Annotated in this window: 18 protein-coding genes and 1 pseudogene; 12 read left to right on the forward strand and 7 right to left on the reverse strand. The window is 69.9% G+C overall.

What is annotated here, in order from left to right; genetic code table 11:
• Nucleotides 1-10: 10 nt before the first annotated feature.
• The 4 genes from ABD355_RS28175 to ABD355_RS28190 all read right to left on the reverse strand — a co-directional run bounded on the left by ABD355_RS28175 (nucleotide 11) and on the right by ABD355_RS28190 (nucleotide 2,843).
• Entirely contained in the window at nucleotides 11-1,276 is a 1,266-nt protein-coding gene (locus tag ABD355_RS28175; RefSeq protein WP_344403525.1) for a tyrosine-protein phosphatase, read from the reverse strand.
• Nucleotides 1,277-1,293: 17 nt separating this feature from the next.
• Nucleotides 1,294-1,446, reverse strand: a complete 153-nt coding sequence (locus ABD355_RS28180; RefSeq protein ID WP_180292214.1) for a hypothetical protein — start codon at nucleotides 1,444-1,446, stop codon at nucleotides 1,294-1,296.
• The gene (locus ABD355_RS28185; RefSeq protein WP_344403526.1) at nucleotides 1,443-2,219 is read right to left on the reverse strand and encodes an SDR family NAD(P)-dependent oxidoreductase; all 777 of its coding nucleotides are present in this window, start codon (nucleotides 2,217-2,219) and stop codon (nucleotides 1,443-1,445) included. Before ABD355_RS28185 ends, ABD355_RS28180 begins: the two co-directional genes overlap by 4 nt.
• Before the next feature lie 285 nt (nucleotides 2,220-2,504).
• On the reverse strand, nucleotides 2,505-2,843 hold the full coding sequence (locus ABD355_RS28190; protein ID WP_266958647.1) for a YnfA family protein: 339 nt from the start codon (nucleotides 2,841-2,843) through the stop codon (nucleotides 2,505-2,507).
• Between the two features lie 119 nt (nucleotides 2,844-2,962).
• On the opposite strand from ABD355_RS28190, the gene ABD355_RS28195 reads away from it, so the two are divergent.
• Both ABD355_RS28195 and ABD355_RS28200 read left to right on the forward strand, forming a co-directional pair.
• Complete coding sequence (locus ABD355_RS28195) at nucleotides 2,963-3,427, forward strand: hypothetical protein (RefSeq protein ID WP_344403528.1); 465 nt, start codon at nucleotides 2,963-2,965, stop codon at nucleotides 3,425-3,427.
• A gap of 31 nt (nucleotides 3,428-3,458) precedes the next feature.
• Complete coding sequence (locus ABD355_RS28200; protein ID WP_344403530.1) at nucleotides 3,459-3,950, forward strand: MarR family winged helix-turn-helix transcriptional regulator; 492 nt, start codon at nucleotides 3,459-3,461, stop codon at nucleotides 3,948-3,950.
• A gap of 146 nt (nucleotides 3,951-4,096) precedes the next feature.
• Here ABD355_RS28200 and ABD355_RS28205 read toward each other — a convergent pair whose 3' ends face one another.
• Complete coding sequence (locus ABD355_RS28205; protein WP_344403532.1) at nucleotides 4,097-4,903, reverse strand: DUF6597 domain-containing transcriptional factor; 807 nt, start codon at nucleotides 4,901-4,903, stop codon at nucleotides 4,097-4,099.
• 105 nt (nucleotides 4,904-5,008) lie between these two features.
• Here ABD355_RS28205 and ABD355_RS28210 point away from each other — a divergent pair, with 105 nt between their 5' ends.
• From ABD355_RS28210 to ABD355_RS28230, 5 genes are all read left to right on the forward strand, one after another.
• Nucleotides 5,009-6,100, forward strand: coding sequence for an LLM class flavin-dependent oxidoreductase (locus ABD355_RS28210; protein WP_344403534.1), 1,092 nt, complete (start codon nucleotides 5,009-5,011; stop codon nucleotides 6,098-6,100).
• Nucleotides 6,097-6,702, forward strand: a complete 606-nt coding sequence (locus ABD355_RS28215) for an FMN reductase (protein ID WP_344403535.1) — start codon at nucleotides 6,097-6,099, stop codon at nucleotides 6,700-6,702. Before ABD355_RS28210 ends, ABD355_RS28215 begins: the two co-directional genes overlap by 4 nt.
• A 118-nt stretch (nucleotides 6,703-6,820) precedes the next feature.
• Complete coding sequence (locus tag ABD355_RS28220; protein WP_344403661.1) at nucleotides 6,821-7,528, forward strand: response regulator transcription factor; 708 nt, start codon at nucleotides 6,821-6,823, stop codon at nucleotides 7,526-7,528.
• A complete protein-coding gene (locus ABD355_RS28225) occupies nucleotides 7,528-8,967 on the forward strand; it encodes a sensor histidine kinase (protein ID WP_344403536.1) in 1,440 nt (479 codons plus the stop codon). Before ABD355_RS28220 ends, ABD355_RS28225 begins: the two co-directional genes overlap by 1 nt.
• A 61-nt stretch (nucleotides 8,968-9,028) precedes the next feature.
• Nucleotides 9,029-9,361: a hypothetical protein gene (locus ABD355_RS28230; protein WP_344403537.1), complete on the forward strand. Its 333-nt coding sequence runs from the start codon at nucleotides 9,029-9,031 to the stop codon at nucleotides 9,359-9,361.
• Between the two features lie 47 nt (nucleotides 9,362-9,408).
• On the opposite strand, the pseudogene ABD355_RS28235 reads toward ABD355_RS28230, so the two are convergent.
• Together ABD355_RS28235 and ABD355_RS28240 are read right to left on the reverse strand one after the other, a co-directional pair.
• Nucleotides 9,409-9,971: pseudogene (locus tag ABD355_RS28235) on the reverse strand (DinB family protein).
• Nucleotides 9,972-10,069: 98 nt separating this feature from the next.
• Entirely contained in the window at nucleotides 10,070-10,708 is a 639-nt protein-coding gene (locus ABD355_RS28240; protein ID WP_344403538.1) for a hypothetical protein, read from the reverse strand.
• A gap of 386 nt (nucleotides 10,709-11,094) precedes the next feature.
• Here ABD355_RS28240 and hemL point away from each other — a divergent pair, with 386 nt between their 5' ends.
• The 5 genes from hemL to ABD355_RS28265 all read left to right on the forward strand — a co-directional run bounded on the left by hemL (nucleotide 11,095) and on the right by ABD355_RS28265 (nucleotide 16,027).
• A complete protein-coding gene (hemL, locus tag ABD355_RS28245) occupies nucleotides 11,095-12,423 on the forward strand; it encodes a glutamate-1-semialdehyde 2,1-aminomutase (protein ID WP_344403539.1) in 1,329 nt (442 codons plus the stop codon).
• Between the two features lie 38 nt (nucleotides 12,424-12,461).
• Nucleotides 12,462-13,109, forward strand: coding sequence for a histidine phosphatase family protein (locus ABD355_RS28250; RefSeq protein WP_344403662.1), 648 nt, complete (start codon nucleotides 12,462-12,464; stop codon nucleotides 13,107-13,109).
• A 172-nt stretch (nucleotides 13,110-13,281) separates the two neighbouring features.
• Entirely contained in the window at nucleotides 13,282-14,565 is a 1,284-nt protein-coding gene (locus ABD355_RS28255) for a polysaccharide deacetylase family protein (RefSeq protein ID WP_344403540.1), read from the forward strand.
• A 66-nt stretch (nucleotides 14,566-14,631) separates the two neighbouring features.
• The gene (locus ABD355_RS28260) at nucleotides 14,632-15,255 is read left to right on the forward strand and encodes a TlpA family protein disulfide reductase (RefSeq protein WP_344403541.1); all 624 of its coding nucleotides are present in this window, start codon (nucleotides 14,632-14,634) and stop codon (nucleotides 15,253-15,255) included.
• Between the two features lies 1 nt (nucleotide 15,256).
• A complete protein-coding gene (locus ABD355_RS28265; protein WP_344403542.1) occupies nucleotides 15,257-16,027 on the forward strand; it encodes a cytochrome c biogenesis CcdA family protein in 771 nt (256 codons plus the stop codon).
• Nucleotide 16,028: the final 1 nt, after the last annotated feature.

A 16,028-nucleotide genomic window follows, 5' to 3' on the forward strand; every position in this document is an offset into this window, starting at 1 on the left:
CCCCGTTCCGTCAAAGGAGCCGCTTCTCCAGCAGCGTCACCGCATACGGACTCCCCGACCCGCCGTCCTTTGCCGGCTGTTCGCCTACGACCTTGTAGCCCGCCGACTCGTAGTACGTGCGCAGGCGGGGGTTGGAGGCCAGGCAGTCCAGGCGGGCGTACGGGCGGCCCGTGGCGGCGATGCGGGACTCCGCCTCCGCCAGCATCCGGCGGCCCGTCCCCGGTGGGGCCGTGTGCGGTGTCGACATCAGGCGGTGGATGTAGCCCGCGTCCGCGGGGCGGGGGCCCCAGGCCGCCGGGTCGTCCCACCAGAGTTCCCAGGCACCGGCGAGGTGCGGGCCTGCATGGGCCAGCCACACCTCGCCCTCCCGCATGCGCGTACGGAAGTGGGTCTCGTCCTTCTCGCCCGGCTTCCATTGGTCGATTCCGCGGGCCAGTTGCCAGAGGGCGGCCGAGTCGCGGAGGCGGACCAGGGTGCGGGCGTCGGGCGGGGTGGCCTTGCGGTAGGTCAGGGGCGGCCAGTCGGTGGGCGGAGGTTCCAGGAGGGCCGTGCGGAGGGTGGTCGCCAGGGCTTCCGGGTCCAGGGACAGTTCCCGTGTGATGTAGTCCTCCAGCGAGCCGTATCGCTGCTTCATGGCGGCCAGGAAGATGCGCATCACCTGCTGCGGGGCCCGGCCGAAGCCCGGCCAGGTCGGTTCGCGGCCGTCGTTTCTCGACTTCCAGCTGGCCAGGATGGCGGGGGCGGCCAGTTCGGTGAGGCTGTAGTCCTCGATGACGGTGGTTTCCGGGATGCCCAGCAAGGTCAGGATCAACGCGGCCAGTTGGCCCGTGCGGTCCTTGCCCGAGGCGCAGTGGAAGACGAGGGGTTCCGCGGACTCCGCTGCCTCCGCCACCAGTTCCAGGGCCCGGCGGATCTCCTTCACCCCGTCCTCCGCCACCTCCATGTAGCGCTCCGCCAGATACGGGCTGGGGTCGACGTCGGGGGCCTGGACCGCCTGCTCGTAGGGACGGTGTTCGATGCTGAGGTTGTGGTACGTGAAGGAGGGGTGGGACGGGATGCGTCCGCGCGCCTCTGCCTCCCAGGGGTGGCGCAGGTCGATGACCGTGCGGATGCCGAGGGAGAGGAAGCGGTCCCAGTCCGCGGTGCCCTCGGCCAGCTTGCCCGGGGAGTCCGCGCGGTAGAGGCGGCCGGGGCGGATGCGGTGGCCGTCCGGCGTCGTATAGCCGCCCAGGTCGCGGAAGTTGTGCAGCGCGTCGAAAGCTATGTGTCGGTCCACAGACCGTGACCCTATGCCTACTTCGCGTGCAGCACCGCGTAGATCATCACGAAGGCCACGATGTGGATGCCGAAGAGGAAGTACGCGAGGTAGTACCAGACGTAGCGTTCGCGCTTCTTCTCCAGCCGCAGGCGCTGCTGCTCGGCCTCCCGCTCGGCGTCCTCCGTCATGACAGCTCCCTGTGGACCTTCGTGTTCGACGCCTGCGCGCGCGGCCGCAGGACCAGGAGGTCGACGTTGACGTGGTGGGGGCGGGTGACGGCCCAGGTGATGGTGTCCGCGACGTCGTCGGCCGTGAGGGGTTCGGCCACGCCCTCGTAGACCTTCGACGCCTTGTCCTGGTCGCCGCCGAAGCGGGTGAGGGCGAACTCGTCGGTCTTGACCATGCCGGGGGCGATCTCGATGACGCGGACCGGCTGGCCGACGATCTCCAGGCGGAGGGTCTCGGCGAGGACGTGTTCGCCGTGCTTGGCGGCGACATAGCCCGCGCCGCCCTCGTAGGTGCCGAGGCCCGCGGTGGAGGAGAGGATCACGACCGTGCCGTCGCCGCTCGCCACCAGCTTGGGCAGGAGGGCCTGGGTGACGTTCAGGGTGCCGATGACGTTCGTCTCGTACATCGCGCGCCAGTCGGCGGGGTCGCCGGTGGCGACCGGGTCGGCGCCGAGTGCGCCGCCGGCGTTGTTGACCAGGACGCCGATCGTCCTGAAGGCGGTGGCGAACTCGTCCACGGCCGTACGGTCGGTGACGTCGAGCTGGTACGCGGTGGCCTGGTGGCCCGCCGCGTTGATCTCCTCCGCCAGTGCCTCGATGCGGTCCTTGCGGCGGGCGGTGAGGACGACCCGGTAGCCGGCTGCGGCGAGCTGCCGAGCGGTGGCGGCGCCGATTCCGCTGCTCGCACCCGTCACGACGGCGATGCGGGAGGCGGCGGACGGTGCGGGTGCCATGCGGTGCTCCTGGTGTTGGGTCGGCGGTCGGCTGTGCCCAGCGTAGGCGAGAGCCTGTGTCATATCTCCGGTCGGATCAGTGCGCGGCGTCTGGTGCGTGCGATCGCAAGGCGCCGGAGCGCCCTCGATGGGGGTCCCCCCGCTCGAGCGAAGCCGAGAGTGGGGGAGGAGCTACCAGGGCGTTTCGGTAACGCGGCTGGGGGTCCCCCCACGCCCTTAGGGCAGTGGGGGAGTGCGTGCCAGGCGTTGCGCGCCCGGCCGGAGATAGGACACAGGCTCTGGGGCTCAGCCGCCGTTCCGCGGCGCCCACATGATGAGAGCCATGCCGGCCAGGCACACCAGGGCGCCCGTCACGTCCCAGCGGTCGGGGCGGTAGCCGTCGGCGACCATGCCCCACAGGATCGAGCCGGCCACGAAGATGCCGCCGTATGCGGCGAGGATGCGGCCGAAGTGGGCGTCGGGCTGGAAGGTGGCGACGAAGCCGTAGGCGCCGAGGGCGAGGATGCCGCCGGTGATCCACAGCCAGCCGCGGTGTTCCCGCACACCCTGCCAGATCAGCCAGGCGCCGCCGATCTCGAAGAGGGCGGCGACGACGAAGAGGGCGGCGGAGCGGGCGACGAGCATGGCTGCAGCTTGGCATGTCTGCCGCCACCGGCAGGTGTGCTGTCACCTGTTGGACGGCGCCTGCCGCGTGCTTTGCGTGGGATACATCCGTACGACTGCGTGGAGTGAGGAGTGGTGGGATGCGGAGGATGCGGGTTCCTGTGGTCGGGGTTGCCGCCCTGGTGATGGCGGCTGCTCTGCCGGGCAGCGCCGTCGGTGCTCCGGAGGCCGATCTGGCCTATCACGGTGTCGTGTCCATGGTCGGCGGGCGGGTGGACCTGCGGCTGACGCCGCGTAATTACGGGCCGTCCGCCGTGCCGGACGCGACGGTGCGGCTGCGCTGGTCGGTGGCGCCGGCGAACAAGCAGGCGCTGCCGGGCGGGTGTGTGCGGTCGGGGGCGCGGGTGATGCTGTGCCGGGTGGGGGCGCTGGCCGCGAAGGCGGTGGCCCGGCCGATCCGGTTGCGGGTACGGCTGAAGGGTGCGCCGTCCGAAGTGAGGGTGGAGATCGACACGGCGTGGAACGGGGGCGCCGTCGACCGCCACCGGCACAACGACCGGCAGCGGGTGCTGGTGCTCGCCACCGGGGACGAGTACTCCTTCTAGGGAGGCTGCGTCTTCCAGGGAGGAGCGGAGCATGGCCGGGAACGTGCGGGAGCGGCTGCTCGACGAGCTGGCCGGTGTCTCGCGCCGCTACATGGCCTCGTACGCCCTCTTCAACCAGGCCGCGGCCGACCATCTGGGCTTGCACCCCACCGATCTGCAGTGCCTGAACCTGCTGACACTGGAGGGCGGGCCGGTGACCAGCGGCCGGATCGCCGAGATGACGGGGCTGACGACCGGCTCCGCGACGCGGCTGGTGGACCGGCTGGAGAAGGCGGGCTACGTCGTACGGGAGCGGGACGCGCAGGACCGGCGGCGGGTGCTGGTGGCGACGGTGCCGGAGCGGATCGCCGAGTTCGGGCGGATGTGGGAGCGGCTGGGCGGCGGCTGGTCCGCGCTCTTCGAGGAGCTGGACGACGCCGAACTGGCCGTGGTCATCGGGCACATGCGGCGCACGGTGGAGTTCAGCGCCCGGCAGGTCGCACGGCTGCGGGCGGGCGAGGTCCGGGCGACGGGGGCGTCGTAGCGTTCGCGGGCCTTGTGGACCTTCTTGACTCGTCGAAGTGGGTTACGGCTCAGGCCTTCACCGCACGCCGTTGCGGAGCAGGAGCGGGCGGATCATGGGACGCAGGTAAGCGTCCGGAGTGAGCCACCGGCCGTCCGGGGATTTCGCTAGCCGGAGGTTCTGGCGGCGTAGGCGGTCGGTGGCACCCCCACCGTCGCCGTGAAGTCCCGTACCAGGTGGGCCTGGTCGGCGTAGCCGAGGTCGGCCGCCAGGGTCGCCCAGTCGACCTCGCGGTCCCTCTCCGCGTGTTCCAGGGCCTCGTGGATGCGGTAGCGCAGGATGACCCACTTCGGGCCCACGCCGACGTACCCGGCGAACAGTCGCTGCAGCAGCCGTACGGACATCCCCTCGGCGCGGGCGAAGTCGGCGACGCGGCGGATGGTGCGGTCGGTGCGGATGCGCTCGACCAGCGCCATCGCGAGGTCGGCCTGGGGGTCGGGGCGGGGGGAGAGGGAGAGCAGGAAGGTGTCGAGGGCGGCGATCCGGGCGTTCTCGTCGGCCGGGGTGAGGACGGCCGTGAGGTCCGCGGTCGGGAAGGCCTCGGGGGAGCGGACCCGCCGTCCGGTCCATTCGCTCACCGCCTGTCCGGGTGCGAAGGGGCGGAAGCCGCCGGGCCGGAACTTGATGCCGCACACCCGGCCGCGCCCCTCCAGCTTCTGCGCGAAGAGCCCCTGCTGGACGCCGGCGACCTCGACGAACGGCTCCTGGTCCGCGAACTGCTGGAAGACGAGGTGGACCGCGGGGTGCGGCACCACGTGCGAGAGGTACGGCTCCTCCAGGTCCCAGTCGATCAGCCAGTAGTGCTCGACATGGCGGCGCAGCGGCTCGGCGGGGTCCGGGCGGCGGAAGTCCACGCGCGCGAGGAAGTCCGCGGCGCCGACGATGCCTCGGGTGTCACGGCGGGGGGCGGCCATGTCGGGATCGTAGGACGGGGCACTGACAGTCGCCGGAATAAGCGGGCGGGGGAGACCGTTGAGCGGCTATAGTTGAACGGTCAACAACTTGGAGGTTGAGCGACCATGCAGTTCGGGATCTTCAGCGTCGGCGACGTCACGCCGGACCCGACCACCGGGCGTACGCCGACCGAGCGCGAGCGCATCAAGGCCATGGTCGCCATCGCGCTGAAGGCCGAGGAGGTCGGCCTGGACGTCTTCGCGACCGGTGAGCACCACAACCCGCCGTTCGTGCCGTCGTCACCGACCACGATGCTCGGCTATGTCGCCGCGAAGACGGAGAAATTGATCCTCTCCACCTCCACCACCCTCATCACCACCAACGACCCGGTGAAGATCGCCGAGGACTTCGCGATGCTCCAGCACCTGGCCGACGGCCGGGTGGACCTGATGATGGGCCGCGGCAACACCGGGCCGGTGTATCCGTGGTTCGGGCAGGACATCCGCGAGGGCATCAATCTCGCCATCGAGAACTACGCCCTGCTGCGCCGGCTGTGGCGCGAGGACGTCGTGAACTGGGAGGGCAAGTTCCGCACGCCGCTGCAGGGCTTCACCTCGACGCCCCGGCCGCTGGACGGCGTCCCGCCGTTCGTCTGGCACGGCTCGATCCGCTCTCCGGAGATCGCCGAGCAGGCCGCGTACTACGGTGACGGCTTCTTCCACAACAACATCTTCTGGCCGGCCGACCACACCAAGCGGATGGTCGAGCTGTACCGGTCCCGGTACGCGCACTACGGGCACGGCACGCCCGAGCAGGCGATCGTGGGCCTGGGCGGCCAGGTGTTCATGCGGCACAACTCGCAGGACGCGGTGCGGGAGTTCCGGCCGTACTTCGACAACGCGCCGGTCTACGGTCACGGGCCCTCCCTGGAGGACTTCACGGACCAGACCCCGCTCACCGTCGGCTCGCCGCAGCAGGTGATCGAGAAGACCCTGTCCTTCCGGGAGTACGCCGGTGACTACCAGCGCCAGCTGTTCCTGGTGGACCACGCCGGGCTGCCGCTGAAGACCGTGCTGGAGCAGATCGACCTGCTGGGCGAGGAGGTCGTGCCGGTGCTGCGCAAGGAGTTCGCGGCCGGGCGTCCGGCGAGCGTGCCTCAGGCGCCGACGCACGCCTCGCTGCTGGCCGCCGCGGAGAAGGAGGAGGCTGCCGTATGAAACTGGTCGTCGTCTCGGCGGGGCTGAGCGTCCCCTCGTCCACCCGGCTGCTGGGCGACCGGCTGGCCGCCGCCGTGGGCCGGCAGACCCCGGTCGACACCGAGGTCGTCGAGCTGCGCGACCTCGCCGTGGAGATCGCGCACAACTTCACGAGCGGCTTCCCGGGGCGGAAACTCGCAGCCGCGCTGGACGCCGTGACGGAGGCGGACGGGCTGATCGTCGTCACTCCGGTGTTCTCGGCCTCGTACAGCGGGCTGTTCAAGTCCTTCTTCGACGTGCTCGACAAGGACGCGCTGGCGGGCAAGCCGGTGCTGATCGCGGCGACCGGCGGCACGGCCCGGCACTCCCTGGTGCTGGAGCACGCGCTGCGTCCGCTCTTCGCCTACCTTCGTGCGGTGGTCGTCCCGACCGGGGTGTACGCCGCGTCGGAGGACTGGGGCGCGGAGGGCCTGGACGGGCGCATCGAACGGGCGGCGGGGGAGCTGGCCGGTCTGATGAGCGGCCTGTCGGCGAAGGCGCCGGCCAGGGCGGGCGGTTTCGAGGTGGTGCCGTTCGCGGAGCAGCTCGCAGCACTGTCCGCCCCGTCAGTGAGAGGACGGTAGGAGGGACCGTCGGGTTGCTCGTGTGACGGTGAGAGGCGGGTAAAAAGGCAGATCGTACGGCCGCTGTCCTCCGCTGAACCGCCAGATGAATTGGCAGTATGGGTACGTGCCCCAAACTGTGCTGCTCGCCGAAGACGACCGCGCCATCCGTCATGCCCTGGAACGCGCCCTGAGCCTGGAGGGCTACCAGGTCACCGCGGTCGCCGACGGCGTCGAAGCGCTGGCGCAGGCCCACAAGACCCCGCCGGACGTGCTCCTGCTCGACGTGATGATGCCCGGCATCGACGGGCTGCAGGTCTGCCGGGTGCTGCGGGCCGAGGGCGACCGCACGCCGATCCTCATGCTCACCGCGCTCGTCGAGACCGCCGACCGCATCGCGGGCCTGGACGCGGGCGCCGACGACTACGTGGTCAAGCCGTTCGACGTCGAGGAGGTCTTCGCGCGGCTGCGCGCGCTGCTGCGCCGGACCAGCCCGGACCCCGGAGCCATGGCCGACGTGCCCAAGGAGCTGCCCGCGGCCTCCGACCGGCAGATCGAGGCCGCCGGGCTGCGCATGGACGTACAGGCACGGCGGGCCTGGCGCGGCGAGCGGGAGCTTGAGCTGACGCGGACGGAGTTCGAGCTGCTGGAGCTGCTCGTGCGCAACGCCGGGATCGTCCTCGACCACTCCACCATCTACGACCGCATCTGGGGCTACGACTTCGGACCGGGTTCCAAGAATCTCGCCGTGTACGTCGGCTATCTGCGCCGCAAGCTCGACGAGCCGGGCGCACCGGCGCTGATCCACACGGTGCGCGGTGTGGGTTACGTGCTGCGGGAAGACTAGTGGGCAGGATCAGGCGGCTGCTGGCGAGAAGGCGGCCCGGACTGGTCTCCCTGCGCACCACGTTCGCGGTCTCGTTCGCGGCGGTCACCGCCGCCGTCACGGTGCTGGTCGGTGTGCTGTCGTACAGCGCCGCGGCCCGGCTGGTCCGCGTCGACCAGGAATCGGTGTTCGTCCAGGTCGTGCAGGGCCTGCGGGACGAGGTGCGGCAGCACCGGATGACGACGGACGACTTCTCCTCCTCGGCGCCGGGCCATGACATCGTGCGGCCGGCCCGTACGGATGTACAGGTGCTGGGGCCGGACGGCAAGGTCGTCGACCCGGGCAGCCCCGGGCTGCCGGTGGTGGCCGCCGACCGGTCCGTCGCGGCGGCCCGGAAGGCCGGGAAGCTGGTCGAGCACAAGGACGTCGACGTCGACACGGACGTCTACCGCATCGCGACCGTCTCGCTCGGCTCCGGGCGGGGTGCGGTGCAGGTCGCGCAGGAGTTCAGCGACACCGAGGACCTGCTGCGGGCACTGCAGCAGCGCACGCTGATCCTGATGTGCGCGGTGGTGATCGCGGCGGGCCTGTTCGGCTGGTGGCTGGCGCGGCGCATCACCCGCCGTCTGATCCTGCTGACCTCGGCCGCGGAGGACGTCGCCCGCACCCGGCGGCTCGGCATCGAGGTGCCCGTCACCGGCTACGACGAGGTGGGCCGCCTCGGCCGTGCCTTCGACCGCATGCTGGGCCGCCTCGCCCAGTCGGAGGAGGACCAGCGCCGCCTGGTCCAGGACGCGGGCCACGAACTGCGTACGCCGCTCACCTCGCTCCGTACGAACATCTCCCTGCTGCGCCGGATCGACGAACTGCCTCCGGCCACCCGGGACGAGCTGGTCGCGGATCTGGGCCAGGAGGCGCGTGAGCTGACCGACCTGGTCAACGAGCTGGTGGACCTGGCGGCCGGTCAGTCCGACAGCGAGCCGCTGCAGCGGGTCGACCTCGCGGACATCGCGGAGGACGTGGCCGGGCTCGCCCGCCGGCGCAGCGGGCGGCAGATCACGGTCCGGGTGAGCGGTGACACGACGACCGACGGGCGGCCGGGGATGCTGCAGCGGGCCATCTCCAACCTCGTCGAGAACGCCGCCAAGTTCGACCGCGACGGCACCGGGCCCATCGAGATCGCCGTCTCCGGGCCCGCCCGTGCGGGCACGGTCCGCGTGGAGATCCTCGACCGCGGCCCCGGAATCGCCGACGGCGACCTGATCCGTATCTTCGACCGCTTCTACCGGGCGGCCGACGCACGGTCCCTGCCCGGGTCCGGGCTCGGCCTGTCGATCGTGCGGGAGGTCGCCATGGCGCACGGCGGGGCGCCGTTCGCGGCGCAGCGGGCGGGCGGCGGAGCGGTGATCGGGTTCACCGTCGGCGGGGTGCCGGGGAGCGGGACGGGCCCCGCGGGGTGAGGCCGGCTCTCCTGTCCGAGGGGCTGGAATCGGCCATTCCGCTCCACCCCATAAGTTCGCCATGGCGGCCCTCGCCACCGGAGCCGCCCTTTGCAGCCTCGCCGTCCCGACGCCGGCCGTCGCCGAGTCGGTCACTGCCGTACAGATCACGGTCTGCAACGACGCCGGCGTGACCCAAGTGTTCTGGGTCAGGGGCTACAACCAGCACAACGACTGGGTCGGCTCACCCATCTGGACCGTCAACGCGGGTACCAGCGCCACCGGTTGGGACTACTGGTGGAAGCAGAACTCGTCGGTCGAACTCCACCACGAGCCGGGCAGCGCGGCCTGGACCTGGATGCGGGCGTACGTCCCCAGGACCGACGCCAGGATGACCACGTTCCGGATCTCGTAGCAACTGCTCCGCACAGACACCAGGGCCGGAGCACGTTCCGTCATATGTCATATCCGGTGCGGTACGGCTCCGTCCTGCCGGCGGTAGAGGTCGCGGAGCAGGGAAATCTCGGCGCCGTGATGGATCAGCTCCCTGTTGACGTGCAGGACCCGGTTCTCCATGGGAAACCGCTCGGGACCCCCCGTGGGCGGATTCTCCAGGTCGGCGTCCGAGAGTTCACGGACCCCCGCGTTCCATCTCCCGTACATCTCATCGAGCTGTTTCAGCGCCTCGCCGGCGGTCCCCGCGTAGGCGAAGGTCCCGGAGTCGACGTCCTGGCCGCCGAAGTACCATCCGACCCGATAGCCCAGGCACGAGACGATGATGTGCGCCAGCCGCCAGGCGATCGTGGTCACCGGCGCCGGCACCGGGTCGGGGGACGCGAAGTCCATCGTCCACGCCCCCGGACCTTCCGACACCGGTGCGGCCGACGTGCCCCGCGGGCGGATGCTCCAGCAGTCGCGCACCGGCTCCCAGAAGTACTCCTCATCGGTCAGACCCTCCACCGCGGCCGGAAGTTCCTCTGCCAGTACCAGTCCAACTGCTCCGAGAGCCGTTCGCTTCTCGTCATTTCCGCACACCACAGACCGCCGAACAGCGTGACGGCCCCTCGGCGGCACCAAAAGGGCGAGGCCCGAAGACCCCGCCCGAAACGAATGAAACCCCAGCTCACGGCCACACAAGGCAATAAGGCTGATGCCCCGCCTCATGAAGGCGATGGCTGAAGTCCTGCCACTCGTGCAGCAGTTGGTACACGTTGAACGCGTCCCGCGGACCCCCGCGGTCCGGCACCGTCGACCAGATGAAGGCCGCCGCGCCCACCGCCTCCTCGCCTATGCCCCGCAGCGGGTCGACGACCGTCATCGGGAGCTTGACCACCGCGTAGTCGGGGTGCAGGACGACCAGTTCCAGGGGCGGGACCTTGTGGAGGGGGACGCCTTCGATGCCCGTCAGCACCATCGCCGCCATCGTCTCCGGCTTGATCTTGGTGAACATGCCGTTCATGCCGAGCTCGTCGCCGCCGAGTTCCTCGGGGCGCATCGAGATCGGGACACGGGCCGCGGTAGCGCCGTCCGGCGCGCCGAAGTACTTGTACGTCACCCCCACCCGACCACCATTCCTGCTCCCCGCCCGGAGCGCGTCGCCCCGGCGGTCGATCCGCCGGTCGATCCGCTCGGGCTCGCTCGGTGCACCCTGTACCCGACGTGCCTCGGTCGCTTCCTCCGCCTCGCGTCGGTGCCTTCCTCGATGGGCACGTCGAGGACCCAGGTCATCAGTCCCCTCGCCCAGTCCGCCACCGCGATGCATATCTCCACCCGACTGCTTTTCTAGGACGCGTGGCCCCCGCCGCGCAACCCGATCATCGTGTCAGTGACCTCCCCCACGGCCGCCCGCCGAAACGTGCGTTGAAACACCTGTCCGCAGGATCTTCGCAGCCTCTGAACAAGCCTCCGTACACCTCGTCGTACACCTGGCCGCGCACCCGGTCGTACATCCGTCCGCACACCTATACGTACGTCAGGGCCGTATGAGCTGTGTGTATCAGGTCCCAGTTTCGCAGATCGTCCCGGGCGGCGGCTGTCTCTCGGGTCAGCAGCGGTGCCCGCCGCCGCCCGTGCACCCTGGCCTACCCTGAGGAGGTCCCTTGCAACCGGAGCCCGAGAAGTCGGAGAAGGTCGGAGAAGTCGCAGGTCATGAGCGAACTGCCTGATTCACTGCCTTATTCATACGAAGCGCCTGTTTCTCAGGCACTGTTCGACCGGGCCGCGGCCGTCACTCCCGGTGGTGTGAACTCCCCGGTGCGTGCCTTTCGTGCCGTGGGCGGTACGCCCCGGTTCATGGTGTCCGGTACCGGTCCGTATCTGACGGATGCGGACGGGAGGGACTACGTCGACCTGGTGTGTTCCTGGGGGCCCATGATCCTCGGGCACTCCCACCCGGAGGTCATCGCCGCCGTTCAGGACGCCGTCTCGCGCGGTACCTCCTTCGGTACGCCCGGTGAGGGCGAGGTCGCGCTCGCCGAGGAGATCGTCGCGCGGGTCGAGCCCGTGGACCAGGTGCGGCTGGTGTCCAGCGGGACCGAGGCCACCATGAGCGCCATCCGGCTCGCCCGCGGGTTCACCCGGCGCACCAAGGTGATCAAGTTCGCCGGGTGTTACCACGGTCACGTCGACTCGCTGCTCGCCGCCGCCGGCAGCGGCGTGGCCACCTTCGCGCTGCCGGACACCCCCGGCGTCACCGGTGCCCAGGCCGGCGACACCATCGTGCTGCCGTACAACGACCTCGAGGCCGTGCACGAGGCCTTCCACCGGCACCCCGGTGAGATCGCCTGCGTGATCACCGAGGCCTCGCCCGGGAACATGGGTGTCGTGCCGCCGCGGCCCGGGTTCAACCAGGGCCTGAAGGACGCCTGCTCCAAGAACGGCGCCCTGTTCATCTCCGACGAGGTCATGACCGGTTTCCGTACCAGCCGGGCGGGCTGGTACGGCATCGACGGGGTCAAGCCCGATCTGATGACCTTCGGGAAGGTCATGGGCGGCGGGTTCCCCGCCGCCGCCTTCGGCGGGCGGGCCGACGTGATGGCGCATCTCGCGCCCGCCGGGCCCGTCTACCAGGCCGGCACCCTCTCCGGGAACCCGGTCGCCACCGCGGCCGGCCTCGCCCAGCTGCGCCTGCTCGACGAGGCCGCGTACGACAAGGTCGACGCCGTGTCGGCGACCATCCAGTCGCTCGTCACCGAGGCCCTGAGCAAGGAAGGCGTCGCGCACCGGCTGCAGAACGCCTCCAACATGTTCTCCGTCTTCTTCACGGACCGGGAGGTCCGTGACTACGAGGACGCCAAGAAGCAGGAGTCCTTCCGCTTCACCGCCTTCTTCCACTCGATGCTGGCGCAGGGCGTCTACCTTCCGCCCTCGTCCTTCGAGTCCTGGTTCGTGTCCACGGCCCACGACGAACAGGCCGTACAGCGCATCGCCGACGCCCTTCCGGCGGCGGCCCGAGCGGCGGCGGAGGCAACCGCGTGAGCGAGAACACCAGCGGCGACATCACCGTCGTCCACGTCATGCGGCACGGCGAGGTCGCCAACCCGGACGGGGTCCTGTACGGGCGGCTGCCCGGCTACCGCCTCTCCGAACTGGGCCGGCAGATGGCCGAGCGGGTCGCCGAGCACCTCGCGCCCCGCGACATCACCTACGTCTGCTCCTCCCCGCTGGAGCGGGCCCAGGAGACGGCCACCCCGATCGCCAAGGCGCACGGGCTCGACCTGGCCACCGACGAGCGGCTCATCGAGGCCGACAACGTCTTCCAGGGCAAGACCTTCGGGGTCGGGGACGGCGCGCTGCGCAAGCCCGGCAACTGGAAACACCTCGTCAACCCGTTCAAGCCGTCGTGGGGCGAGCCGTACGTCGACATCGTCGTGCGGATGATGCAGGCGCTGGACTCCGCCAAGGACCGGGCGCGAGGACACGAGGCCGTCCTCGTCAGCCACCAGCTGCCGATCTGGATCGTGCGGTCGTACGTCGAGAAGCGGCGGCTGTGGCACGATCCACGCAAGCGGCAGTGCACGCTCGCCTCGCTGACGTCCTTCACCTACCAGGGCGACAAGCTCGTGTCCGTCGGCTACAGCGAGCCGGCCCGCGATCTCGTCCCCGCCCATCTCCTCGCGGGTGCCAAGCCGGTGAAGGGGAAGAGCAAGGCCTTCGGCGCCTGAGGCTCCCTTTGGGGAAGTCATGGGGTCCCATTGGGAGATGAGAAATCCCCTTTGGGATCTCATGACACGTTCGTGACAATTGTGGCCAGATCGACGTGATCGTCAGGAACCGCTCCCTTCGCCATGTCCTCTGAATGGGTGACCACCACAGGACATGACGATCGGGGTTGGAATGAGTGCTCTCACTCGAAGGGGAATGCTCGGGCTCGGCGCGGGCGCCGCGGCCGCCGTCGGACTCTCCGGCTGCGGCACCCTCACGCAGTCAGATGGGTCGACCCATGGTTCGGGTTCCAACGGCGGCGGATCCGGCAAGCCTTCGCCCTCCGCCCGCGCCATCGGCGACGGCTCGACCTCCTTCACGGGCAAGCAGCCCTACCAGCCGGCCAAGCCCGAGCCGTTGCAGCCGGGGCAGGCCCCGCCGCAGTTCGTGGTCTTCTCCTGGGACGGCGCCGGCGAGGTCGGCAACGGTCTCTTCCCGCGCTTCCTCGACCTCGCCAAGCAGCACCAGGCGTCCATGACCTTCTTCCTCTCCGGGCTGTATCTGCTGCCCGAGTCGAAGAAGCGGTTGTACAACCCGCCGAACAACAGGGTCGGCGCCTCCGACATCGGCTACCTCAACGACGAGCACGTCAAGGCGACGCTGACCAACGTCCGCCGGGCCTGGCTCGAAGGCCACGAGATAGGCACGCACTTCAACGGTCACTTCTGTGGCGAGGCCCACACGTCCGTCAAGTGGTGGACGCCCCAGCAGTGGCGCAGCGAGATCGACCAGGCCAAGTCCTTCGTCAAGAACTGGAAGACCAACACCGGCTTCACCGACCTGCCGGCCCTGCCCTTCGACTACGACAAGGAGCTCGTCGGCGGCCGGACGCCCTGTCTGCTCAACCAGGAGAACCTGCTGCCCACCGCCCGCGAGCTGGGCTGGCGCTACGACGCCTCCTCACCCGGCGGCCTGCAGGTGTGGCCGTCGAAGAAGCACGGGCTGTGGGACTTCCCGCTGCAGTCGATCCCGTTCCCCGGCAAGAGGTTCCAGGTCCTCTCGATGGACTACAACATGATGTTCAACCAGTCGCAGAACTCGACCAAGGCGCCGGCCTACAACTACCCGGCCTGGCGCGAGCAGGCGGCCGGGGCCTACATCGCCGGCTTCAGGCGGGCGTACTTCTCCAACCGCGCCCCCTTCTTCATAGGCAACCACTTCGAGCACTGGAACGGCGGCATATACATGGACGCCGTCGAGCAGGCGTTCAAGCACATCGCGCTCGCGAAGGAGAAGGGCGCCGACGTCCGCCTCGTCTCCTTCCGGCAGTTCGCCGACTGGATCGACGTACAGAAGCCGGAGGTCCTCGCCAAGCTGCGCACCCTCGGTGTCGGTCAGCAGCCGGTGGGCGGCTGGAAGACGTTCCTCAAGGAGACGCCCTCCTCCTCGTCCTCACCCAAGGGACAGGCTGCCTGAAATGCGGTTCTCCCCCCGCAAGGGGGGTGCGCACGACCCCGGGAACGGGCATGCGAAACTTTTCACATGAGTGCCGCCAGCCGCGCCGCCGTGCGCCCGAACCGCGCACGTCGCCGAACCGTCCTGACCACCGCCGGTGCCGTGGTCGCCGCGCTGCTGATGTCCGCCTGCTCCTCCGGAGGGACCTCCGGCGGGGGCGGTGACACCAACTTCGTCATGGGCAAGGACGGCATCTCCACCGCGAAGAAGGGGGAGCGGGCCGCGGCGCCCGACCTCTCCGGCAAGACCGTCAACGGGGGACAGCTCGACGTCGCCTCCTTCAAGGGCAAGGTCGTCGTCCTGAACGTGTGGGGTTCCTGGTGTGCCCCCTGCCGTGCCGAGGCGCCCAACTTCGAGAAGGTCTACCAGGACCTCAGGAGCAAGGGCGTCCAGTTCGTCGGCATCAACACCCGCGACACCAGCACCCAGAACGCGGTCGCCTTCGAGAAGCAGCAGGGCATCACCTACCAGAGCCTCTACGACCCCACGGGCAAGCTGATGCTCCGCTTCAAGAGGGGCACGCTCAACCCGCAGGCGGTCCCCTCCACGCTCGTCCTCGACCGCGAGGGCAGGATCGCCGCCCGTTCGCTGGCCGCGCTCAGCGAGGACAAGCTGCGCAAGATGATCGCCCCGGTCCTCGCGGAGAAGTGACGTGACCTCAGTCACCACGCTCGCCGCGACGGGCTACAACGACACGGTGCTCAACGGCGCCCTGCTGCTCGCGTTGCCCATCGCGCTCCTCGGCGGACTCGTCTCCTTCTTCTCCCCGTGCGTCCTGCCGCTCGTCCCCGGCTATCTGTCCTATGTCACCGGGGTCGCCGGCACCGACCTGGCCGAGGCCCGGCGCGGGCGGATGGTCGCGGGCGCCTCCCTCTTCGTGCTGGGCTTCACCGCCGTGTTCGTCTCCAGCGGCGCCCTGTTCGGCTACTTCGGCGACACGCTCCAGGACAACAAGGGCATCCTGTCCAAGGTGCTGGGCGCGCTCATGATCCTCATGGGTGTCTTCTTCATGGGCCTGATGCCCTGGATGACCCAACGGGAGTTCCGCTTCCACAAGCGGCCGGTGGCAGGTCTCGCCGGTGCCCCGCTGCTCGGTGCGCTGTTCGGCATCGGCTGGACCCCGTGCATCGGCCCGACCCTCGGCTCCGTGCTGACCCTGTCCGCGCAGCAGTCGAGCGCGGGCCGGGGCGCCATACTGACCGTCGCCTACTGCCTCGGCCTCGGCGTGCCCTTCGTGCTCGCCGCGGTCGCCTTCCGCAAGGCGCTCGGCGCCTTCGGCTGGGTCAAGCGCCACTATGTCTGGGTGATGCGGATCGGCGGCACGATGATGATCGTGACCGGTCTGCTGCTGCTGACCGGCGCCTGGGACCGCATCGTTCAGGACATGCAGTCCTGGTCCGCCGGCTTCACTGTGGGGATCTGAT

The sequence above is a fragment of the Streptomyces longisporus genome, from assembly GCF_039532765.1.
GTDB classification, from domain to species: Bacteria; Actinomycetota; Actinomycetes; order Streptomycetales; family Streptomycetaceae; genus Streptomyces; species Streptomyces longisporus.

Bases quoted from the DNA above. Each gene is read 5' to 3' on its own strand.
- ABD355_RS28180 (WP_180292214.1), bottom strand. From the start codon at position 1,446: ATGACGGAGGACGCCGAGCGGGAGGCCGAGCAGCAGCGCCTGCGGCTG.
- ABD355_RS28185 (WP_344403526.1), bottom strand. From the start codon at position 2,219: ATGGCACCCGCACCGTCCGCCGCCTCCCGCATCGCCGTCGTGACGGGT.
- ABD355_RS28190 (WP_266958647.1), bottom strand. From the start codon at position 2,843: ATGCTCGTCGCCCGCTCCGCCGCCCTCTTCGTCGTCGCCGCCCTCTTC.
- ABD355_RS28195 (WP_344403528.1), top strand. From the start codon at position 2,963: ATGCGGAGGATGCGGGTTCCTGTGGTCGGGGTTGCCGCCCTGGTGATG.
- ABD355_RS28200 (WP_344403530.1), top strand. From the start codon at position 3,459: ATGGCCGGGAACGTGCGGGAGCGGCTGCTCGACGAGCTGGCCGGTGTC.
- ABD355_RS28205 (WP_344403532.1), bottom strand. From the start codon at position 4,903: ATGGCCGCCCCCCGCCGTGACACCCGAGGCATCGTCGGCGCCGCGGAC.
- ABD355_RS28210 (WP_344403534.1), top strand. From the start codon at position 5,009: ATGCAGTTCGGGATCTTCAGCGTCGGCGACGTCACGCCGGACCCGACC.
- ABD355_RS28215 (WP_344403535.1), top strand. From the start codon at position 6,097: ATGAAACTGGTCGTCGTCTCGGCGGGGCTGAGCGTCCCCTCGTCCACC.
- ABD355_RS28230 (WP_344403537.1), top strand. From the start codon at position 9,029: ATGGCGGCCCTCGCCACCGGAGCCGCCCTTTGCAGCCTCGCCGTCCCG.
- ABD355_RS28240 (WP_344403538.1), bottom strand. From the start codon at position 10,708: ATGCATCGCGGTGGCGGACTGGGCGAGGGGACTGATGACCTGGGTCCT.
- hemL (WP_344403539.1), top strand. From the start codon at position 11,095: ATGAGCGAACTGCCTGATTCACTGCCTTATTCATACGAAGCGCCTGTT.
- ABD355_RS28250 (WP_344403662.1), top strand. From the start codon at position 12,462: ATGCGGCACGGCGAGGTCGCCAACCCGGACGGGGTCCTGTACGGGCGG.
- ABD355_RS28255 (WP_344403540.1), top strand. From the start codon at position 13,282: ATGAGTGCTCTCACTCGAAGGGGAATGCTCGGGCTCGGCGCGGGCGCC.
- ABD355_RS28260 (WP_344403541.1), top strand. From the start codon at position 14,632: ATGAGTGCCGCCAGCCGCGCCGCCGTGCGCCCGAACCGCGCACGTCGC.